This is a genomic window from Nocardia sp. NPDC049149 (assembly GCF_043197455.1).
Lineage (GTDB): Bacteria > Actinomycetota > Actinomycetes > Mycobacteriales > Mycobacteriaceae > Nocardia.
Genome location: NZ_JBICTD010000001.1, coordinates 184,036 through 201,901 on the forward strand (window position 1 = coordinate 184,036; position 17,866 = coordinate 201,901).

Here is a 17,866-nt window from a genome sequence, read left to right on the forward strand (position 1 = left end):
CCTCCAGCTATCGCGTAGCGCTTACTTGCCGAGTTTGCGCCGCTGCACGCGGGTGCGGCGAAGCAGCTTGCGGTGCTTCTTCTTCGACATGCGCTTGCGGCGCTTCTTGATCACAGAACCCATAGGGTTGTTCCTCGCGTTCTCTCTACTCGGCGCGCACGCTACACACGTACGCCAACTGACCGGTCGCTCGGCAAGCCTCACGCCCAGTGTCCGCGCCGCCGGATACCACGGGGCACCACACAGGGGCGCCACCGGCGGGCGAACACGAACCGAGGATCTATCGTACCGGCACGTCCGGCTACCTTCGAAACCGCCTCATCCGGCGTCGAAGTAGGACGTTTCGAGATAGTCGTGCACCGCCTTGGCGTGCACCCGGAACGAACGACCCACCCGCACCGCGGGCAACTCACCGGAATGCACGAGCCGGTACACCGTCATCTTGGACACTCGCATCAGGCTCGCCACCTCGGCGACCGTGAGGAACTGAGTGCCACCGAGTATCGGTTGACCCTGCGACCCCGCGGCGCCTTGCGCCCGGGAACCAGCTCGGGGGCCTGAGGGGCCGGAGCCGCTCGAGCTCCCTGAGCTACTAGCAGACATCTTGTTAGACATCATTGCACCATTGACCTCCGGCACGTCCGCGCCGCCGGCTTCCCCACCGGCGGAACAGACACGCACGTGCTCCTTGAAGCTTAGCGGGACCAGTGGTGTTACTGCGACGGGAGTGAGAAATCAGCTTTTCCCATCGGGAACCGACCGGTCACCTTATGGATGTGCCGTGTTCGATTTGTCGCTTTCTGGGTGCCGTAGGTGAGCCTGCCCACATCCCACAGGCCCGGGCACGTCGCGGCGTATGAGTTCCGCCAGGGGCGACTGCCATCCCGCCCGGCGCACCGGTGGGGTGCCCGAGCGGGTGCGGTTACGCGCCTGCGCCCGTCGGCCCGTCTGCGACGCCGCCTTGTTCCGCCGAGCGATGTTTGGCGGCGTACAGCGCTTCGATGAACGCGGAGCGAAGGCCGCCGCGCTCGAGCTCGCGCACGGCCGCCGCCGTGGTGCCCGCCGGCGACGTGACCGCCGCGCGCAGCTCGGCAGGCGTCTGGTCGGAGTCGTCGAGCAGGGCCGCCGAGCCGACCATGGTCTGCACCACCAGCTGGGTGGCGACCTCGCGGGTCAGGCCGAGGCCGACGCCCGCGTCCACCATGGCCTCGACGACCAGGAAAAAGTAGGCGGGGCCCGACCCGGACACCGCGGTGACCGCATCCATCTGCGACTCCGCGACGGTCACCACCTTGCCGACCGCGCCGAGCACCTCGGTCACCAATTCCAGCTGCTGCGGCCGGGCATAGCGGCCCGGCGCGAGCACGCTCATGCCTTGGCCGACCAGCATCGGCGTATTCGGCATCACCCGCACCACCGGGAACCCGGCGGGCAGCTTGGCCTCCAGCCGTGACGTCGGCACGCCGGCGGCCAGCGACACCAGGATCTGATCACGGTCGTTGCCGACGCTCGCGTTGTCGCTGAGCGCGGCCTTGCCGAGCGCGGTCATCACGGCGTCGACATCGGCGGGCTTGACCGCGACCACCAGCAGGTCGGCGCCCACCGCCGCGTCGGCGACCGAATCGGTGACCCGAACACCGAACCGCTCGGCGATCTGTGCGGCCCGCTCGGCTACCGGCTCGACGACAACCAGGTCTTTGGCCAGCCGCCCCGACTCGAGCAGACCGGCGAGCAACGCCTCGCCGATGCGCCCGCCACCGATAACCGCAATCCTTGTCATGAGGGTTAAGGCTAGACGGCGCTCATCCCTGCGGAATCAGGGCCAGTTGCCGACTCTGCGCGACGACCGCACCGGTGGCATCGAGGACGAGGTGATCCTCGTCGAACATCCGGTTGCCGATCTCGTGCGTGGTTGCGATGACGCGCAGCCAGCCGGGGGCGGGCTTGCGGCGCAGATAGGTGGTCATCTGCACGGTGGGCGCCCAGCCGAAGAGGCCGAGGTTGGCCGGGACCGGCGGGCTCATATCCGCGCTCATCATCGCGAAGTGCATCGCGACTTCCGGGTCCTGTGCGTCGGCGGCGCGCGGACGGATCCAGAGGCGCAGACGCGGCTCGCCCTGCTCGCGGTCGAGGAATCGCGCCCATTTCCGATCGATGTAGAGGTCGGCTGCCTCGCCGACGTGCACGATCTTGCCCATTGCGGAGCCCGGCTCGTAGCCGACGGCGTCGGCGGGCGGCGCGATGGGCATGTCGTCGTACTCGCGCGCATAGCGCGGCGCGGTGTCGTCGAGATGGCCGAAGGTCAGCGCGGTGCGCACCAGCGTGCGGTCGTTCTGGACCAGGTTGACGTCGGCCAGGCAGATCTGGCGGCCGACCTTGCGGATGTGCACCTGGTATTCGACCTCGCCCGGATCGGGCGCGCCGAGGAAGTCGGAGCTCGCGGCGATCGGCGCCATGCCTGCCAGCGCCGGATCGGTGGTGCGCAACCACTTCAGGCCCGCCGCGGCGGTGGCCGCGACCATGGTGCCGCCGTGCACCTTCTTGCCGATCGTCCAGACCCGGTCGATGATGCCGAGGTAGCGACCGGTGTCCTGGCTCGTCGACAGCAATTCGGTCAGCGCGAGCACCCTGCTGAACGGCGCATCGGTTGCGCTGGCCTGTTCGAGGCCGAGCTCCGTCGTCATTTCCACTCCTCGCTCACCGCCGCGTCGGCGTCGGGTTGCGGGCACGCGGCGTCTTACAGCGTAGAACGAACAGCGCGGCAACTGGCATTCCCCGTCGGCTCTGCGCACGAACGCGAGATTTATCACGTCGGCGCAGGCCGGGGCTTTTTCGCGTCAGGCGTGATGGGCCGAGGTCGGCGTCGGCGCGGTCTGACCGTTGAGATGCAGGCGCGCGAAGGCGAGCGTGCGGTGCAGCATCGCCGCACGATCCGCGGTGGTGCGCGCGGTCTGGGTGTTGATCTCGGCGACCGCCTGACCGGCGAAACCGTTGCGCACCAAGGTGGCACACACCTCGACGCAGGGCTGCGTGCCTTCGCCTGGCACGAGATGCTCGTCGTGCGCGGCGCCGCGACCGTCGGCCAGATGCAGATGGGCCAGGCCGTGACCCATGCGGGCGGCCAGCGCCAGCGGGTCGGCGCCTGCGGTCGCGGTGTGCGACAGGTCGAGGGTGTAGTGCGCGAAACCGGTGTCGGTCGGGTCGTAGGACGGGCTGAAGGCGGTCAGGCCGAGTCCGGGACCACCTCGTCGCTCCAGCCGCTTCACCGAGCGTTCGCCGCGCCCGAACAAGGTGTCGGCGCGCATCGGGAACATGTTCTCCACCGCGACGATGACCGGGCTCTGCTCCTCGAGCTCGGCGACCTGGGTGGCGAAATTCTCCGCGTAGCGGCGCTGCCAGCGGAACGGCGGATGCACGACGACGGTGGCCGCGCCGAGCGCTTCCGCGGTGCGCACGCTGCGCTCGAGCTTGGCGATCGGGTCCGGGCCCCACACCCGCTGCGAGATCAGCAGGCACGGCGCGTGGATCGCGATCACCGGAACGGCGTACTTGCGGACGTAGGACTGCACCGTGGCGATGCTCTGGCTGGCCGGTTCGGCCCAGACCATCAATTCGACGCCGTCGTAACCGAGTTCGGCCGCGTACCGGAACGCCGCCTCGGTGTTCTGCGGATACACCGAGGCCGTCGAGAGCCCGACGAGGATCTGCCTGCGGTCCGGCGCACCCGCGAGCTCGCCGGGCGACGTCGCGGCGGGACGCCCGCCAACGCCGGGCGCGTGCCGCGCCTTGGTCTCCTCCGCCTGCCCGATCTGCCCCACAGCCGCTCCCAGCCTCAGTTCGTACTGAGGAGAAAGGCTAGCGGCCCGAGCGTGACGAAGACGCCTACGACGACCGCGATCACCGTGCTCAGCACGTCATCGGTGCGGCGAAGGATGCGCACCAGCGCGACCAAGCCGAGAATCACGATCATCGCCAGGGCCAGCGCCACCCAGGGGAGCATCTCCCACATCCGCTCGAAACCCTTGAACAACAACATGCCTGCGACGGCGGCGCCGGTGCTCTGCCCGCCCAGGATCAGCCACTGGCGGCGGTTGGCGTCGTACTCGGCCTTCGCGGCCTTGCGCCCGACTCTGGAGCGGCGCGGCGCGGCGCCGTGCTCGGTGTCCTCGTGTTCGTCGAGGTCGTCGTGCTCGTCCTCGTCGAGGTGGACCGGCGCGAAATAGTCCGTTTTGCCGTCGTACATTTCGAGCTCGTCGACCGGGGCGCGACCCGAATCACGCTTGCCGCGGCCACGTTTGGCGTCCCGCTCGGCGCCTGCGCGTTCCGCGCGCTCGACACCGTCCCTGAGCAGATCACCCGCGACCGTCTGGCCGGAGAGCAGCTGCTGGTCCTGGCTCGCCAGCGACCACGCCGCGGTCGAGATGCCCTCGGGCTCCGGCTCGGCCTCGACGCGTGGTTGCGCATCGGATTTTCGTCTTCGCGCCGACCAGGCGGGCAGGCCGCCCTCGGCAGCACCGTTGCGCGGTGATGATCTTCGCTGCGGTTCCGGCGGCGCGACCGCAGGCGGCGGCGCGGACTCCGGCTCGTACCCGGCGGTCGGCGACCACGCCGCGGTCGATGGTCCGACCTCTTCGTCCGCCTCGGCCGCCCTGCGGCGCGCGGCGCGACCGCCTGCGGCGCCGTTACGACCATTGGATCCGGCACGGTCCGGCAGTGCGCCACCGGCTGCCCCACGGCCGCCGGGGTCGAGCCTGCCCGCATCGCGGATCGGCCGGACCTCGGTGGTCTCCTCGTCCGCTTCGGCATGCCTGCGCCTGCGGCCGGAACGGGGCTCCGGCGGCGGCTCGACGGGCGCCGGATCGGCCGCGTAGGGATTGGGCGATGGCGCATACGGATTGGGTGAGGGGGCGTACAGATCGGCGACCGGCGTGCGCGGCGACAGCGGATCGACCGGCGTGCTGTGCCGTGATCCCGGCATCTCGCGTCCCGGCATCACCCGGCTCGACCAGCCGGGCAACGGATCGGCCTGCGGCTCAGGCGGCGCGTACGCGGCGAGCGGGTCGTACATCGAGATCGGGCCGGAGATCGGCGAATACGACGGTTCCGGCGCGGGCGGCGCATACGACACCGGCTCCGGCGCGGGCGGTTCGTAGGCAGGCGGCGGCTCGTACGCGGGCGGCGGCTCGTAGGCAGGCTCGTCGGTGTCCGGTGCGGCGTGCGACGACTGTCCACTGCCGATGGCAGGCATGTCACCGGTCAGTTCGGCCACCGAGATGCCGCGACCACCGCGGCGGCGCCTGCCCCCACCGGCGGACGACGCGCCCTGCTGGCCGTTACGGGCCAGCAGCTCGGCGACCGATAGCTGTTTATCGTCACTCATGATGAGACCGTCCCTATGGGCCCGGGTAGCGCAGCATCACCGGAGGCCTTGCGACCGCTGTTGGTCGCCGGGCCCGGCAAGGTCGTCGCCCGGGGTCCGCCATTCATGTCGGTATCCAGTTTGCGCAGGATCAGCCCTTCCCGCAGCGCCCACGGACAAATCTCGAGGGACTCCAGCGATAGTGCCCGCATACTCGCCTCCGCGACCAATGCGCCAGCCACCAATTGCTGTGACCGATCGGAACTTACGCCTTCCAATTCTGCACGGTCCGCGGCAGTCATCCGCGAGATGAACGCAATCAGCTGCCGCAGACCTGAGCTGGTGAGTGTACGACGCACCCGAGGGCCTGCCGCCGAGGGTGCCGCCCCGGTCAGTCTGGCCAGCGAGCGGAAGGTCTTCGACGTGCCGACCGCGAGATCCGGTTTACCCGCTGCGATCAGCTGTTTCGCCGGCAGCGCCAGTTCCGCGTCGAGCCAGTCGCGCAGCACGTTGACGCGGCGCTTGCCCGGCGGATCCTCGCGCAGCCATTCCCTGGTCAACCGTCCGGCACCGAGTTGCAGCGACAGCGCGACATCGGGTTCCTCGTCGCCGCCGTTCGTCATTTCCAGCGAGCCGCCGCCGATGTCGAGGTTGAGGATGCGGCCCGCGCTCCAGCCGAACCAGCGGCGCACCGCGAGAAAGGTCAGCCGCGCCTCGTCGACGCCGGAGAGCACCTGCAGATCGACCCCGGTCTGTGCGCGGACACGCCCGAGCACTTCTTCGGAATTCGCGGCCTCACGCAACGCCGAGGTGGCGAACGGCATCAGCTCGACACACTTGGAAGTCTCGGCGATGCTGGCGAATTCGGCCACGGTCGCGATGAGGCGCTGGGCGCCCTCTTCGGTGATTCTGCCCTCGCCGTCGATGTTTTCCGACAGCCGTAAAGTGGCCTTTGTCGAGCTCATCGGCATGGGGTGGCCACCCCGGTGCGCGTCCACCACCAGCAGGTGAACGGTATTACTTCCGACGTCGAGTACCCCTAGCCGCACATGAACACGGTACTGGGTGAACCGGCCCTTTAGGCCAGGCGACTGAACTGTTAGCGTTCCGGGGTGTGACGGTAGGCGCATCGACGAGCGGCCCGACCCGGCCCCGACCAGCGGGGAAGATCGATCCGAGTCCTGAGGTCGACATGGATTTCCCCCGCGAGTGGATCGAGTTCGTCGATCCAGCAAACGATGAGCATCTCATCGTCGCGGATCTGACCTGGCTACTGTCGCGCTGGACGTGCGTCTTCGGCACGCCGGCATGCCAGGGCATCCTCCCCGACCGCCCCGACGACGGCTGCTGCTCGCACGGCGCGTTCCTGTCCGACAAGGACGATCGCAAGCGGCTGCAACACGCTGTGAAAATGCTCACACCTGCGGATTGGCAGCTGATGAGCGAGGCGCAGGATGCCAACGGCAAGGTCACCAAGAAGGGTTACCTGGAGCTCGACGAGCTCGAGGACGAACCCGCCTTGCGCACCCGCAGATTCGACGGTGCCTGCATTTTCCTGAACCGTCCCGGCTTCGAGGGCGGCGTCGGCTGTTCGCTGCACACGATGGCGCTGCGCCGCGGTATCGAGCCGCTCGAGGTGAAGCCGGATGTGTGCTGGCAGTTGCCGATCCGGCGCACCCAGGACTGGGTCGACCGCCCGGACGGCGTGCAGATCCTGCGCACCACCATCACCGAGTACGACCGCCGCGGCTGGGGCCCCGGCGGCGCCGACCTGGCGTGGTACTGCTCGGGCTCGCCGGACGCGCACGTCGGCACCAGGCCGGTCTGGCAGTCCTACGGACCGGAATTGAAAGAATTGCTCGGCGCCCCGGCGTACGAGGAACTGGCACGGCACTGCAAACGCCGAGAAGGCCTGGGCCTCATCGCCATTCATCCGGCGACGGTGCACGCGGACCGCATGCAGGATCCCGCCAGCGCCTGAGGCCTCGGTATGCGGGCTTGTACCTCGTTTACCTGCAAGGCATGCGGACTTCACCTGTTTGCGGTTTGATGTGCGGTCATGTCCAAGAAAGTTTTGACCATGGCCGCCGTCTCGCTCGGCGCCGTGCTGTGTCTTCCTGGCGTCGCGCACGCCGAACCCAATGGTGATCCCGCCAAGTACGCCGACTTCACCGCCGACTTCATGCCCGCCAACACCCCCGACGCGCCGAACGCCGCCGCGCAGGGCAAGAACCTGATCATGAGCCCGTACGGCACCTCGCACACCATCGCGTGCCGCGGCACCAGCGCGGCCGACGTCTACGACTGCATGCAGGAAGACGACCTCGGCTGGATCACGCTACGCAAGATGGACGTCCCCGGTATCGGCCCCACGTGGACCTACCTCCCCTGACCTCCGCCGCTGCGGCGAAGCACGACGAAACGGCCGAGGACTTCCGCAGTGTCCTCGGCCGTTTTTCTGTCTTGCTAAGCCTCTAGCTTGTAGCCGAGCCCGCGGACCGTGACCAAGTGTTCCGGCTTCGCCGGGTCGGCCTCGATCTTGGAGCGCAGCCGCTTCACGTGCACGTCAAGGGTTTTGGTGTCACCGACGTAGTCGGCGCCCCAGACGCGATCGATCAGCTGGCCACGGGTGAGCACCCGGCCGGAGTTGCGCAGCAGGTATTCGAGCAGGTCGAATTCCTTGAGCGGCAACGTGACCGGCTTCCCGTTGACCAGCACGGTGTGGCGGTCCACGTCCATCCGGACGGGGCCCGCTTCCAGCACGCCGCTTTCGTTCGTGCCATCCAGCTCGTCACCGGCGCCGCGCCGCAGCACGGCCCGGATGCGCGCGATCAGCTCGCGCGCCGAATACGGCTTGGTGACATAGTCGTCGGCGCCGAGCTCCAGCCCGACCACCTTGTCGATCTCGCTGTCCCGTGCGGTAACCATGATTACCGGCACGCCGCTCCTGGTACGCAACTGCTTGCACACATCGGTACCGCTCATGCCTGGGAGCATGAGGTCGAGCAGCACAATGTCTGCACCGGACCGATCGAACTCGGCAAGCGCGGACGGTCCGTCACCGACAACGGTGACCTCGAACCCTTCCTTGCGCAGCAGGAACGCGAGCGGATCGGCCAGCGACTCCTCATCCTCGACGATCAACACACTCGTCATCTGCGTGCCTCCACACCATTGGGTCGACCCGGCCCCGGAGGGCGCGGGCTTGTTTCTCTCATGCTCACCGTCGGACCGGCGGAATCCTCTTCTCCGTCGGCCTCGTGGTGCGCAGGTATTCGCAGGGTGAACGTCGAACCGGTACCCAGCTTGCTCCACAGGGTGATTTCACCGTTGTGGTTGGCGGCTACGTGCTTGACGATAGCCAGCCCGAGTCCGGTGCCGCCGGTGGCGCGCGAGCGCGCCTTGTCGGACCGGAAGAATCGTTCGAAGACCCGTTCCTGGTCTTCTTTGGCGATGCCGATGCCGCGGTCGGTCACGGCCATCGCGACGTGATCGCCGCGCAGCGAGCGGCTGACCGAGACGTGCGAGCCGGCAGGCGAGTACGCGATCGCGTTCTCCACCAGGTTGGACAGCGCGGTCACCAACAGGGTCTCGTCGCCGAGCACCTCGAGCCCGCTCGGCCGGTCGGTGCTGACGGTGATCCCCGCGGCCTCGGCGGCGGTGCGCGAGCGGTCCACCGCCTGCATCACCACGGTGTCCACGTCGACCACCTCGAGCTCGGGCAGCTTCTCCGCGCCCTGCAGGCGGGACAGCGCGATGAGTTCGGTCACCATCTTGCCGAGCCTGCGGGACTCGCCGAGCACCCGTTGTCCGAAGTGGCGCACCGCCTCCGGGTCGTCCGCGGATTCGAGCATGGCCTCGGCGAGCAGGCTCATCGCGCCGACCGGGGTTTTGAGCTCGTGGCTGACGTTTGCCACGAAGTCGCGGCGGGTCGCCTCCATGCGCGCCTGCTCGGAATCGTCGTCGGCGAAGAGCACCGTGAAATTGGTGTCCTCGCGCGACAACTGGCGCGCGACTCCGCGCACCGCGATGCGGCCGCGGCCGGGCACCGGGTTCTTGGCGGTGAGGTCGAACTCGGCGGATTCGCCGGTGGCCAGCACCTTTTCCACCGCGGCCCAGGCACGCTCGTCGAGCAGGCGATTGCGGACGAGGCCGAGCTCCTCGGCACGCGGATTCACGAGCACCACATCGCGGTACTCGTCGACCACCGCGATGCCGCTCTCGGAGGCGAGCACGATCAGATCGAGGACCTGCGACATCGTCAGGCCGGAATCCGCTTGTCTGCGGGCCGCCTGTCGGGCATTCATATAGGGGATAAGTAGCCCGCCGACTGCCAGGCCAACGACAGCCGCCAGGACTGCCAAGAGCACGGCCTGCGGAACACTCACAGTTGAATCGTACGGTCGCTACCCCGGTAACCAACTCCGGGTACGCTATGTTTCGCGCAGGTCATAGCCACTTATGCCGTTGTTCGCTCACCGTTTACGTGCCGTTGGGTACGGAAATGCCGGATTGTGATCAGCGCTGGTCTAGGCGAAATTTTCGTCGTTGTCCGGATCCGGGCCCGCCAAGCCCGCGCCGACCGCTCGGCCGTGCTTGTCCACCCACTCGCCGAGGGCGTAGATCGGGACGAGCAGGTCGCGTCCGGCGGTGGTCAGTTCGTATTCGACGCGCGGCGGCGCTTCGGCGTAGCGGTGGCGTTCGATGAGCGTCATCTTCTCCATCCGCCGCAGGGTCTGGGTCAGCATCTTCTGGCTGATGCCGCCGATGGCGGCCCGCAGGTCGCTCGGGCGCATCGGACCCTCGCGCAACATGTACACGATCACCGGTAGCCAGGAGTTTCCGAAGACGTCGACGCCGAGCCGGGCCGGGCAGTCCGCTTCGAAATCGCCGTAGGGCGCGAAGTCCACCCGTTCGGCGGAGATCGGCTCGGCTGGCGCGATGGTCATATGACCAGCTTGCCATCGCGACGGCGAGTCGGCATCCCACATCGTTCGGCTATGACGAACGTTTCGAGTGCACACCCGTTCGAACATCATGGCCCGTCGAACGAAGCGCACCCGAAGGTGCCTATCGACATTCCTACCGTCGGTTTCGCACACATTCAGGCGAGGCGGCTGCCTCGCACTCGCCCGGCGCCCACCGCGCGGGGTGAACCTTCTAGGAGTTGCGATGCGAATCGGAATCATCGGCGCCGGAGCGATGGCACGGGCGCTCGGCGGCGGCTGGGTCGCGGCCGGGCACGAGGTCCTTGTCGGCGCCAGATCGGCGGACAAGGCGGCGGACGCGGCGACCGCGATCGGGGCCGCGGCGGGCACCCTCCACGAGGCAGCGGGTTTCGGCGAGGTGGTGCTGCTCGCGCTGCCGGTGGCGGCGCTGGACGAGGTGCTGCGGTCGGTCGGCGAACAGCTCGCCGGGCGCACCGTCATCGACTGCACCAATGCCTTCGCCCCGGACACAGCCGCGCCGCAGGGGACAACGGCCTTCGTGTTGACGGAAGACGCTGTCGCCGAACGTGTTGCCGCGGGCGCGCCAGGGGCTCGGGTGGTGAAGGCCTTCAACGTCTGCGCCGCCGAGATATGGGCATCCGAGGCGCGGGTGTTCGACGAGCGCAGACTCGCGGTGCCACTGTGCGGTGACGACGAAGCGGCGCTGCGCCAGGTGGCTACGCTCACGGAAGATCTGAAGCTGCAACCGGTTTCAGCGGGCGGGCTGAACCGCGCCAAGTATCTGGAGGCGGTGTCGGTGTTCACCGTCGGACTGTGGTTCGCCGGGCACGACGCCAGGGCGGTGTTCCCGCCGCTCGAGGCGGCGTTCGCGACGGTGGACTAGCGGTGAAACCTGGCCTGAGCATGCACTATTCGCTCATACCCCGCGATTTCGAGCTTTGATGTGCGATAAGTGCACGCTCAGACCGGGTTACGGTTTACCAGCCCGGGTTTCCGCGCACCGGGATATTCACGAAACTTGGCCGGATCGGATCCAGCAACAGGTGTTGCGGGCGCAGGCCGCTGTCCACGACCAGCGGCATCGGCGCCAGACCGCGCGGGAAGTTGCCCGCGTAGACATCGACGCGCAACCGATGCCCCGGCTGCAGCACCGCTTCGATGCCCGGCACCGAAATGTCCAGTGTCGTCGGCTCTCCCGGCACGGGCGGCCGCATGCTGTCCAGCGACAGGTCCGGCACCGGATCGGTGTAGTCGCCGTTCGGCGACCGGGTGCTCAGCCCTTCGTCGATGGCGCGGAGCGAGGAGACCAGCTGTCCCGACGACAGGACCGAGGAATACCCGTCGGGGCCGACATCGTTCACCGTGACATTCCAGTAGCCGTCGGTGGCGTCGTGAACCGTGTTGAGCCGGACCGCGATCGGGCCGGAGATGCTGGTCGGCTCCGCGACCGGCGCGCTGGTGAAGGTCAGCCCGTTGAGTTCCTGGATCCGCGCGTCCTTGCTGCAGCCGTCGATGATCGATGTCACGCCCGCGGTCTCCTGGGCCATGTCGCGCGAGCAGACACCCGTCAATCCCGGTGCGACAGTGAGCCTGTCCACGGTCGGACTCGGCTCCGCGAACAACGAACCGTCGTGCACGCTGGCCGCGCCGGTCCCGCTCGGCGCGGCGGACAGGTACATCCGCCGGTGCTCGGTACCCGGCTGCGGGAAGGACGGTGCGGTGATCCAGCCGCCACCCTGCTGGCGCAGCGTCACCGGACCGTAGTCGTCGATCCCGTTGTCGATGCCCTTGAGCCACTTGTCGAACCAGGCCCGCTGCAGCACGTCCATGCGCGGCGGCAGACCAGGCCTTCCGGATTCGTTGCCGTTGCTGATGTGGTAGCCGGCGCCCATGAAGAGCTGTTTCTGACCGGGCGGCAAGGTCAGCCTCCGGTAGACGTCGGCCTGCGAGTTCACGAACACGTCGTGCCAGCCGCCGGTGACGAAGGTGGGCACGGTGATTCGACTCGGGTCGTTCTCCCACGCCTGCCGGAACGCGCTGCCGGAATGCAGCAGTGTCTGCACCTTGGGGTCGAGCTGGTCGATCTCCGGGGTGACCAGGATGTTCACCAGCGCGTCGAGGAAGGTGAACGGGTCGGCCAGCCGATCCATCAACCATTTCATGTCGAACTGCCCGCGCAGCACCGACGCCAGGTCGGGCACCAGCTTGGCGCCGTTCACCGCGAGCAACCAGGCGGGCATGAAGGTGACGCCGATGCCGCCGCCGGGTGCGACCAAGTCGCGGAACGGATTTCGGCTCGGCACCACGGGGAAGAGCGCCTTCAGCGCAGGCGGATTCTTGGCGCCGGCCTGCAGCTGGTTCAGACCCGAATAGGACACGCCGTTCATGCCGATGTCCCCGGTCGACCACGCTTGCCGCGCGGCCCAGTCGATCACCTCGACGGTGTCTTGCTGCTCGCGCTCGCGCAGCAGATCCCAGATCCCTTGGGAGAAGCCGGTTCCCCGGACGTCGACGACGACCTGGGTGTATCCGCTCTTGATCAGCTGCCGGTCGACGGTGAAGTTGCGAATCAGGCCACCGCCGAGCGCCTTGGTCAGATCGGTGATGCCGGAGAACGGCGTGCCTGACAGGTCGACATCGCGCGCCACCTGCATCACCGCGTCGGACAGCCACGGAATCGAGATCATGCTGTCCGCAATCATCGAACCGAGCTTGGTGTAGGGCGTCATGTTGACGATGGTCGGCGTCGGCGTCGAAATCGGTTGTCCCATGGCATCTGCCGGGTGATAGACGTTGCCTTTGAGCACGGTGCCGTCGCTCATGGTGATCGGCACGTCCCATTCGATGAAGACGTTCGGGTACTGCTGCGGGCCGTCTTCGGCCGCGGCCCATGCGGCGCCTGCCGCGCCGCCGTCCGGAGTCGCGGCGGCCGAGGGTGAAAGGAAGGGGGCCAAGGCCACCGCCGCGACGACTAACGCCGCGGTGCGGAGCGCATACCTCATTGGATCCACTCTCTTCGGTAACAAATGTTCTCTAACCGTAGGGAGGGAAGCAGGGGATGTACCCGGTTCGTGGGAGAACCGCGAAAAATCGTGCAGGCTCACAAGTACTTACCGCGCGCACCCACCTCTCGACCAAAGCGAAAGGGCGCCGCCGCTCGAAGGATTCGAAACGACAGCGCCCTTTTCGGGTCTTCAGCTCGATGTCACCAGCCGGGATTGCCCCGCACCGGCACGTTGACGAAGCTCGGCCGATTCGGATCCAGCTGCACGTGCTGCGGTTTCAGCCCAGTGTCGAGCAACATCGGCAGGATCGGCAGGCCCTTCGGAAAGTTACCCGCGAAGACATCCACCCGCAGGCGGTGCCCCGGCTGCAGAATCGCCTCGGTGGCGGACAACGCGATGTTCAGCGTGGTTGCCTCGCCGGGAACCGTCGGCTGCCTGTTGTCCAGCGACGTGAACGCCCGCGGATCGGTGTAGTCGCCGTTGGCGGACTTGCTGCTGTTGGCCTCGTCGACCTCCCGCAGCGACGCCATCAGCTGGCCGGAGGACAACACCGATGACCGGCCGTCGGGCGCAACGTCGTTGACCGTGGCCACCCAGTAGCCATCCGACGCGTCTTGAACGGTGTTGAGCCGCACCGCGATCCGTCCAGAGATACTGGTCGGCTCAGCGACCGGATCGCTGGTGAAGCTCAGCGCGTTCAATTCCGCGACCCGCGAATCTTCGCCGCAGCCATTGATGATCGACAGCACGCCCGCAGTGGCCTGTGCCGCGTCGTTGGAGCACAGGGTGGTCAAGCCGGGCGCGACAGTGAGCCGCGCGGTGTCGTCGTTGGCCGCCGCGGTGAGCGAACCGTCGTAAACGCTGTTCGCGGTGCCACTGCCGTTGGCGGACAGGTACATCCGGCGATACACCGGATTCTGCGCACCGCCCTTCTGCTCGGTCGGCTCGGCGAACGAGTCGGAGGTGATCCAGCCACCGCCCTGCTGGCGCAGGGTGATCGGGCCGTATCCATCAACGCCGTTGTCGATGCCCTTGAGCCACTTGTCGAACCACGCGCGCTGCAACACATCCAACCGAGGCGGCAGCCCCGGCTTCGCGTACTCGTTGCCGGAGTTGAGGTGGTAGGTGTTGCCCATCAGCAGCTGCTTCTGGCCGGCGGGCAGCGGAATCTCTTGGTAGATCTTCGATTCCGAGTAGGTGAACAGGTCGTGCCAGCCGCCGGTGACGAACGTCGGTATCTGGATCCGGCTCGGGTCGCCGAGCCAGGCCTGCCGAGGACGGGAGCCGTCGGTCAGCAGCTCTTTGGCGCGCGGGTCGAGATCGTCGATGCGCGTGGTGGTGTACGCGTTGAGCAGGACGTCCATGAACGTGAACGGATCTCGCACGCGGTCGGCCAGCCATCGAGTGTCGAACTGCCCGTTGACCATCGACGCCAGATCGGGAACCAGCTTGGTGCCGTTGATCGCGGTCAGCCACAGCGGGATGAAGGCGGTGCCGAAGCCGCCGCCCGGCGCGAGCACATCGTTGACAAGGTCACTGCCCGGCACGACGGGGAAGATCGTCTTCAGCGCGGCGGGCCGCTTCTCCGCGGCCTGCACCTGGTTGATGCCGGAGTAGGAGATGCCGTTCATGCCGATGCGGCCGTTGGACCACGGCTGCGCGGCCGCCCAGTCGATCACCTCGATGGTGTCCTGCTGCTCCCGGTCGCGCAGCATGTCCCAGGTGCCCTGGGAGAAGCCGGTGCCGCGCACGTCGACGACGACCTGCGAGTAGCCGCTCTTGATGAGCTGGCGGTCGACAGTGAAGCTGCGCAACTCACCGCCGCCGATGCCCTTGGTCAGGTCGGTGACGCCGGACAGCGGGGTGCCGCTCAGATCGATCTGACGGAGCAGCCCGAACAGCGCGTCGGACAGGCCGGGAACGGACTGCGCGTGGTCGGCCAGGTTCGACACCAGTTTGGTGTACGGAGTCAGGTTCACGATCGTCGGCGTCGGCGTATCGATGGGCCTGTTGAAGGCGTCCGCGGGGCGATAGACGTTGCCCTTCAAGACAGTTCCGTCGCTCATCGTGATGGGGACGTCCCACTGGATGTTGATGTTCGGATACTGCTGCGGGCCGTCCTGGGTTGCGGCCCAGGCCGCTCCCGCGGCACCGCCATCGGGGCCGGTGGGTGCTTGCGCGGCGGCAGCGCCGCTGACGAGGAAGGGGCCCAGCATTGCGGCGGCAACCGCCGCCACTGTGGTGCGCAACGCATACTTCATCGGACGTGATCTACCTCTCGGACTGGTCGAACGCCCAAAGTCTACATACCTACCTGTCGGTAATGACAAGGGGTAACTTCTGGGCAAATCCGAATGGAGATTTACATACCGCGTGCGCGACGACACCACCGCAGCCAAAGGCCAGGTAGCAGCCGCTAGACGGACGCCTCCGAATGAGAATGTTCAATTACGCAACGCGCAGATGAACTAGCCAGTGAGCACTGGCAAATACACAAAACGGGCGTGACGCAAAACACAGACGTCCACCACGAACGGCCGCGCCTGAAGCGGTCCAGCAATCCCTCAGCAAGGCTGCAACCTGCGGCGATCGCCCCCGCATTCGCCGAATCGGCACCGCGCACCGATCAACCGGTCGCATGACTGCCACGGACCAGGACGCCGCGCACACAGCAATGCGCCGCGGCCGATTGCCTGCCGCGGCGCATTGCTCGAATTCAGCGTGAAGCTACTTGGCGCCCTGATTCGCGACGGCGGCAGCGCCTGCGGCCGCCGCTTCGGGATCGAGGTACTCGCGCGGGCGGACCGGACGCAGGTTCTCGTCCAGCTCGTACCGCAACGGAATGCCGGTCGGGATGTTCAATTCGGCGATGTCCTCGTCGGAAATCTGGTCGAGGTGCTTCACCAGGGCACGCAGCGAGTTACCGTGCGCGGCAACCAGCACAGTCTTCCCCGTCAGCAGTTCCTTGGAGATGGTCGACTCCCAGTACGGGACCATCCGCTTGACCACATCGAGCAGGCACTCGGTCTTCGGCACCTCGATGCCCGCGTAGCGCGGATCGCCTTCCTGGCTGTACTCGTCGGTCGGGTCGATCGGCGGCGGCGGGGTGTCATAGCTGCGGCGCCACAGCATGAACTGCTCGTCGCCGTACTCGGCGCGGGTCTGCGGCTTGTTCTTGCCCTGCAGCGCGCCATAGTGCCGCTCGTTGAGCCGCCAGTCCCGGATCACCGGGATCCAGTGCCGGTCGGCCGCGTCCAGCGCGATGTTCGCGGTGCTGATCGCGCGGCGCAGCAGCGAGGTGTAGACGACGTCGGGCAGGATGCCGTGCTCGGCCAGCAGCTCCCCCGCGCGCTTGCCCTCGGCGATGCCCTTGTCGGTGAGGTGCACGTCCACCCAGCCGGTGAACAGATTCAGGGCATTCCATTCGCTCTCGCCGTGGCGCAGTAGCACGAGGGTGTACGTCATGGCCGCCATCTTTCCATGCGGCCCCCGCAGCGCTCACTGACCATGACCAGGGCTGGCGTCAGTCGATGGTGTCGGCGGTCGCGTGGCCTGCGGCGAGCACACCCGCGCCGACGAGGGTGGCGCCGTCGGTGATCCGCGACAGCACGACGTGCAGGTCGTCCAGGAAATTGAGGCGGGCGTGCTTGGCGACCGCCGCGCGCAGCGGATCCCACAGCGGCTCACCGGATTGCGCGAAACCGCCGCCGATGACGACCCGGTCGACGTCGAGCAGCGCGGCGGCCGAGGCGATCGCCTGGCCGAGGGCGGTGCCCGCGCGATGCAGTGCGGCCAGCGCGATCTCGTCGCCGGTGTGCGCCGCCTTGGCCAGCTGGGCACCGGTCTTGCCGGTCCACCCCTGCGAAACGGCCCAGCGCACCGAGGACATGCCGCTCGCGATCGCCTCGACGCAGCCGACACCGCCGCATTCGCAGGGCACATCCCACCCGGGAACGACGATGTGTCCGATATGTCCGGCATTGCCGGTGCGGCCGAGGACGACCTTCCCGTCCGCGATGAGCCCGCCGCCGATCCCCGACGACACCGTCATCGCCAGCCCGTTCGACAGCCCGCGCAACGCGCCGACATGATGCTCGGCCAGCGCGAGGCAGGCGCCGTCGATCGCGAATCGGATTGCCGCGCTGGGGAACAGCTTCTGCACCTCGGCGACGATCGGGAATCCCGACTTCCATTCGGGGATGTTCAGCGGCATGGTGATGCCGGTGCGCACGTCGACCGGTCCGGCCGAGCCGATGCCGACCGCGGTGATCGGTGCGTCCCCTGCCACCTCGAGCAGCAGTTCGCGGCACACCTCCCAGACCGACTCCGGTGGCACCATGGCCTGCCGCACGTCACGCACTTTCCGGCCGGTGTGCACGATGCCTGCCGCGAACTTCGTCGCGCCGATATCCAAAGCCAAAACAGTCATCGCGGTGCCTTCTTCACGATCCGAATCACAAGCGATTGTCACCCGTGCTCCTTTCCACCGCGCGCTATCCCTCTCGATTCGCCGGGCACGTGCTCGGCAGGCAGCCACGAACTATGGGTATTCG

17 protein-coding genes are annotated in these 17,866 nt (G+C 67.6%); 3 read left to right on the top strand and 14 right to left on the bottom strand.

Translation table 11 applies throughout. The features are described from left to right. Positions 1 to 21: 21 nt before the first annotated feature. The 7 genes from ACGFNJ_RS00945 to ACGFNJ_RS00975 all read right to left on the bottom strand — a co-directional run bounded on the left by ACGFNJ_RS00945 (position 22) and on the right by ACGFNJ_RS00975 (position 6,408). On the bottom strand, positions 22 to 123 hold the full coding sequence (locus ACGFNJ_RS00945; protein WP_003402602.1) for a 30S ribosomal protein bS22: 102 nt from the start codon (positions 121 to 123) through the stop codon (positions 22 to 24). A 195-nt stretch (positions 124 to 318) separates the two neighbouring features. Beyond that, entirely contained in the window at positions 319 to 603 is a 285-nt protein-coding gene (locus ACGFNJ_RS00950) for a helix-turn-helix domain-containing protein (RefSeq protein WP_245745726.1), read from the bottom strand. A 319-nt stretch (positions 604 to 922) separates the two neighbouring features. Beyond that, positions 923 to 1,780, bottom strand: a complete 858-nt coding sequence (gene proC, locus ACGFNJ_RS00955; protein WP_393441989.1) for a pyrroline-5-carboxylate reductase — start codon at positions 1,778 to 1,780, stop codon at positions 923 to 925. 22 nt (positions 1,781 to 1,802) lie between these two features. Beyond that, positions 1,803 to 2,684 (bottom strand): thioesterase family protein, encoded by an 882-nt coding sequence (locus ACGFNJ_RS00960; RefSeq protein WP_393441991.1) that lies wholly within the window; start codon positions 2,682 to 2,684, stop codon positions 1,803 to 1,805. Positions 2,685 to 2,837: 153 nt separating this feature from the next. Continuing rightward, entirely contained in the window at positions 2,838 to 3,704 is an 867-nt protein-coding gene (locus ACGFNJ_RS00965; RefSeq protein WP_393443684.1) for a sugar phosphate isomerase/epimerase family protein, read from the bottom strand. A gap of 128 nt (positions 3,705 to 3,832) precedes the next feature. Then, the gene (locus ACGFNJ_RS00970) at positions 3,833 to 5,380 is read right to left on the bottom strand and encodes a hypothetical protein (protein WP_393441993.1); all 1,548 of its coding nucleotides are present in this window, start codon (positions 5,378 to 5,380) and stop codon (positions 3,833 to 3,835) included. Continuing rightward, entirely contained in the window at positions 5,377 to 6,408 is a 1,032-nt protein-coding gene (locus ACGFNJ_RS00975) for a hypothetical protein (RefSeq protein ID WP_393441995.1), read from the bottom strand. The genes ACGFNJ_RS00970 and ACGFNJ_RS00975 overlap by 4 nt, the downstream gene beginning before the upstream one ends. Before the next feature lie 143 nt (positions 6,409 to 6,551). On the opposite strand from ACGFNJ_RS00975, the gene ACGFNJ_RS00980 reads away from it, so the two are divergent. Both ACGFNJ_RS00980 and ACGFNJ_RS00985 read left to right on the top strand, forming a co-directional pair. Beyond that, positions 6,552 to 7,340 (top strand): hypothetical protein, encoded by a 789-nt coding sequence (locus tag ACGFNJ_RS00980; RefSeq protein ID WP_393441997.1) that lies wholly within the window; start codon positions 6,552 to 6,554, stop codon positions 7,338 to 7,340. 78 nt (positions 7,341 to 7,418) lie between these two features. Further along, positions 7,419 to 7,751 carry a hypothetical protein gene (locus ACGFNJ_RS00985; RefSeq protein WP_393441999.1) on the top strand — a complete coding sequence of 111 codons (333 nt, stop codon included), beginning with the start codon at positions 7,419 to 7,421 and terminating at the stop codon, positions 7,749 to 7,751. Between the two features lie 74 nt (positions 7,752 to 7,825). Here the strand turns inward: ACGFNJ_RS00985 and ACGFNJ_RS00990 are convergent, their stop codons facing one another. The 3 genes from ACGFNJ_RS00990 to ACGFNJ_RS01000 form a co-directional block, all read right to left on the bottom strand. After that, a complete protein-coding gene (locus ACGFNJ_RS00990; RefSeq protein WP_069160635.1) occupies positions 7,826 to 8,515 on the bottom strand; it encodes a response regulator transcription factor in 690 nt (229 codons plus the stop codon). Beyond that, on the bottom strand, positions 8,512 to 9,747 hold the full coding sequence (locus ACGFNJ_RS00995) for a cell wall metabolism sensor histidine kinase WalK (protein ID WP_069160636.1): 1,236 nt from the start codon (positions 9,745 to 9,747) through the stop codon (positions 8,512 to 8,514). The genes ACGFNJ_RS00990 and ACGFNJ_RS00995 overlap by 4 nt, the downstream gene beginning before the upstream one ends. A 141-nt stretch (positions 9,748 to 9,888) precedes the next feature. After that, complete coding sequence (locus ACGFNJ_RS01000; RefSeq protein WP_393442003.1) at positions 9,889 to 10,308, bottom strand: winged helix-turn-helix transcriptional regulator; 420 nt, start codon at positions 10,306 to 10,308, stop codon at positions 9,889 to 9,891. Between the two features lie 223 nt (positions 10,309 to 10,531). Here ACGFNJ_RS01000 and ACGFNJ_RS01005 point away from each other — a divergent pair, with 223 nt between their 5' ends. Next, positions 10,532 to 11,191 carry an NADPH-dependent F420 reductase gene (locus ACGFNJ_RS01005; RefSeq protein ID WP_393442005.1) on the top strand — a complete coding sequence of 220 codons (660 nt, stop codon included), beginning with the start codon at positions 10,532 to 10,534 and terminating at the stop codon, positions 11,189 to 11,191. Positions 11,192 to 11,285: 94 nt separating this feature from the next. On the opposite strand, the gene ACGFNJ_RS01010 is transcribed toward ACGFNJ_RS01005, so the two are convergent. From ACGFNJ_RS01010 to ACGFNJ_RS01025, 4 genes are all read right to left on the bottom strand, one after another. Beyond that, complete coding sequence (locus tag ACGFNJ_RS01010) at positions 11,286 to 13,310, bottom strand: CocE/NonD family hydrolase (protein WP_393442007.1); 2,025 nt, start codon at positions 13,308 to 13,310, stop codon at positions 11,286 to 11,288. A 203-nt stretch (positions 13,311 to 13,513) separates the two neighbouring features. Further along, on the bottom strand, positions 13,514 to 15,574 hold the full coding sequence (locus ACGFNJ_RS01015) for a CocE/NonD family hydrolase (RefSeq protein WP_393442010.1): 2,061 nt from the start codon (positions 15,572 to 15,574) through the stop codon (positions 13,514 to 13,516). A 466-nt stretch (positions 15,575 to 16,040) separates the two neighbouring features. Further along, positions 16,041 to 16,778: a phosphoglyceromutase gene (locus tag ACGFNJ_RS01020; RefSeq protein WP_069160779.1), complete on the bottom strand. Its 738-nt coding sequence runs from the start codon at positions 16,776 to 16,778 to the stop codon at positions 16,041 to 16,043. A 58-nt stretch (positions 16,779 to 16,836) separates the two neighbouring features. After that, positions 16,837 to 17,742 carry an ROK family protein gene (locus ACGFNJ_RS01025; RefSeq protein WP_069160780.1) on the bottom strand — a complete coding sequence of 302 codons (906 nt, stop codon included), beginning with the start codon at positions 17,740 to 17,742 and terminating at the stop codon, positions 16,837 to 16,839. Positions 17,743 to 17,866 lie beyond the last annotated feature (124 nt).

Coding starts and splice junctions, on each gene's coding strand:
- ACGFNJ_RS01000 (WP_393442003.1), bottom strand. CDS start 10,308: ATGACCATCGCGCCAGCCGAGCCGATCTCCGCCGAACGGGTGGACTTC.
- ACGFNJ_RS00985 (WP_393441999.1), top strand. CDS start 7,419: ATGTCCAAGAAAGTTTTGACCATGGCCGCCGTCTCGCTCGGCGCCGTG.
- ACGFNJ_RS00950 (WP_245745726.1), bottom strand. CDS start 603: ATGTCTGCTAGTAGCTCAGGGAGCTCGAGCGGCTCCGGCCCCTCAGGC.
- ACGFNJ_RS00970 (WP_393441993.1), bottom strand. CDS start 5,380: ATGAGTGACGATAAACAGCTATCGGTCGCCGAGCTGCTGGCCCGTAAC.
- proC (WP_393441989.1), bottom strand. CDS start 1,780: ATGACAAGGATTGCGGTTATCGGTGGCGGGCGCATCGGCGAGGCGTTG.
- ACGFNJ_RS01025 (WP_069160780.1), bottom strand. CDS start 17,742: ATGACTGTTTTGGCTTTGGATATCGGCGCGACGAAGTTCGCGGCAGGC.
- ACGFNJ_RS00960 (WP_393441991.1), bottom strand. CDS start 2,684: ATGACGACGGAGCTCGGCCTCGAACAGGCCAGCGCAACCGATGCGCCG.
- ACGFNJ_RS00945 (WP_003402602.1), bottom strand. CDS start 123: ATGGGTTCTGTGATCAAGAAGCGCCGCAAGCGCATGTCGAAGAAGAAG.
- ACGFNJ_RS01005 (WP_393442005.1), top strand. CDS start 10,532: ATGCGAATCGGAATCATCGGCGCCGGAGCGATGGCACGGGCGCTCGGC.
- ACGFNJ_RS00990 (WP_069160635.1), bottom strand. CDS start 8,515: ATGACGAGTGTGTTGATCGTCGAGGATGAGGAGTCGCTGGCCGATCCG.
- ACGFNJ_RS00980 (WP_393441997.1), top strand. CDS start 6,552: ATGGATTTCCCCCGCGAGTGGATCGAGTTCGTCGATCCAGCAAACGAT.
- ACGFNJ_RS01020 (WP_069160779.1), bottom strand. CDS start 16,778: ATGACGTACACCCTCGTGCTACTGCGCCACGGCGAGAGCGAATGGAAT.
- ACGFNJ_RS01015 (WP_393442010.1), bottom strand. CDS start 15,574: ATGAAGTATGCGTTGCGCACCACAGTGGCGGCGGTTGCCGCCGCAATG.
- ACGFNJ_RS01010 (WP_393442007.1), bottom strand. CDS start 13,310: ATGAGGTATGCGCTCCGCACCGCGGCGTTAGTCGTCGCGGCGGTGGCC.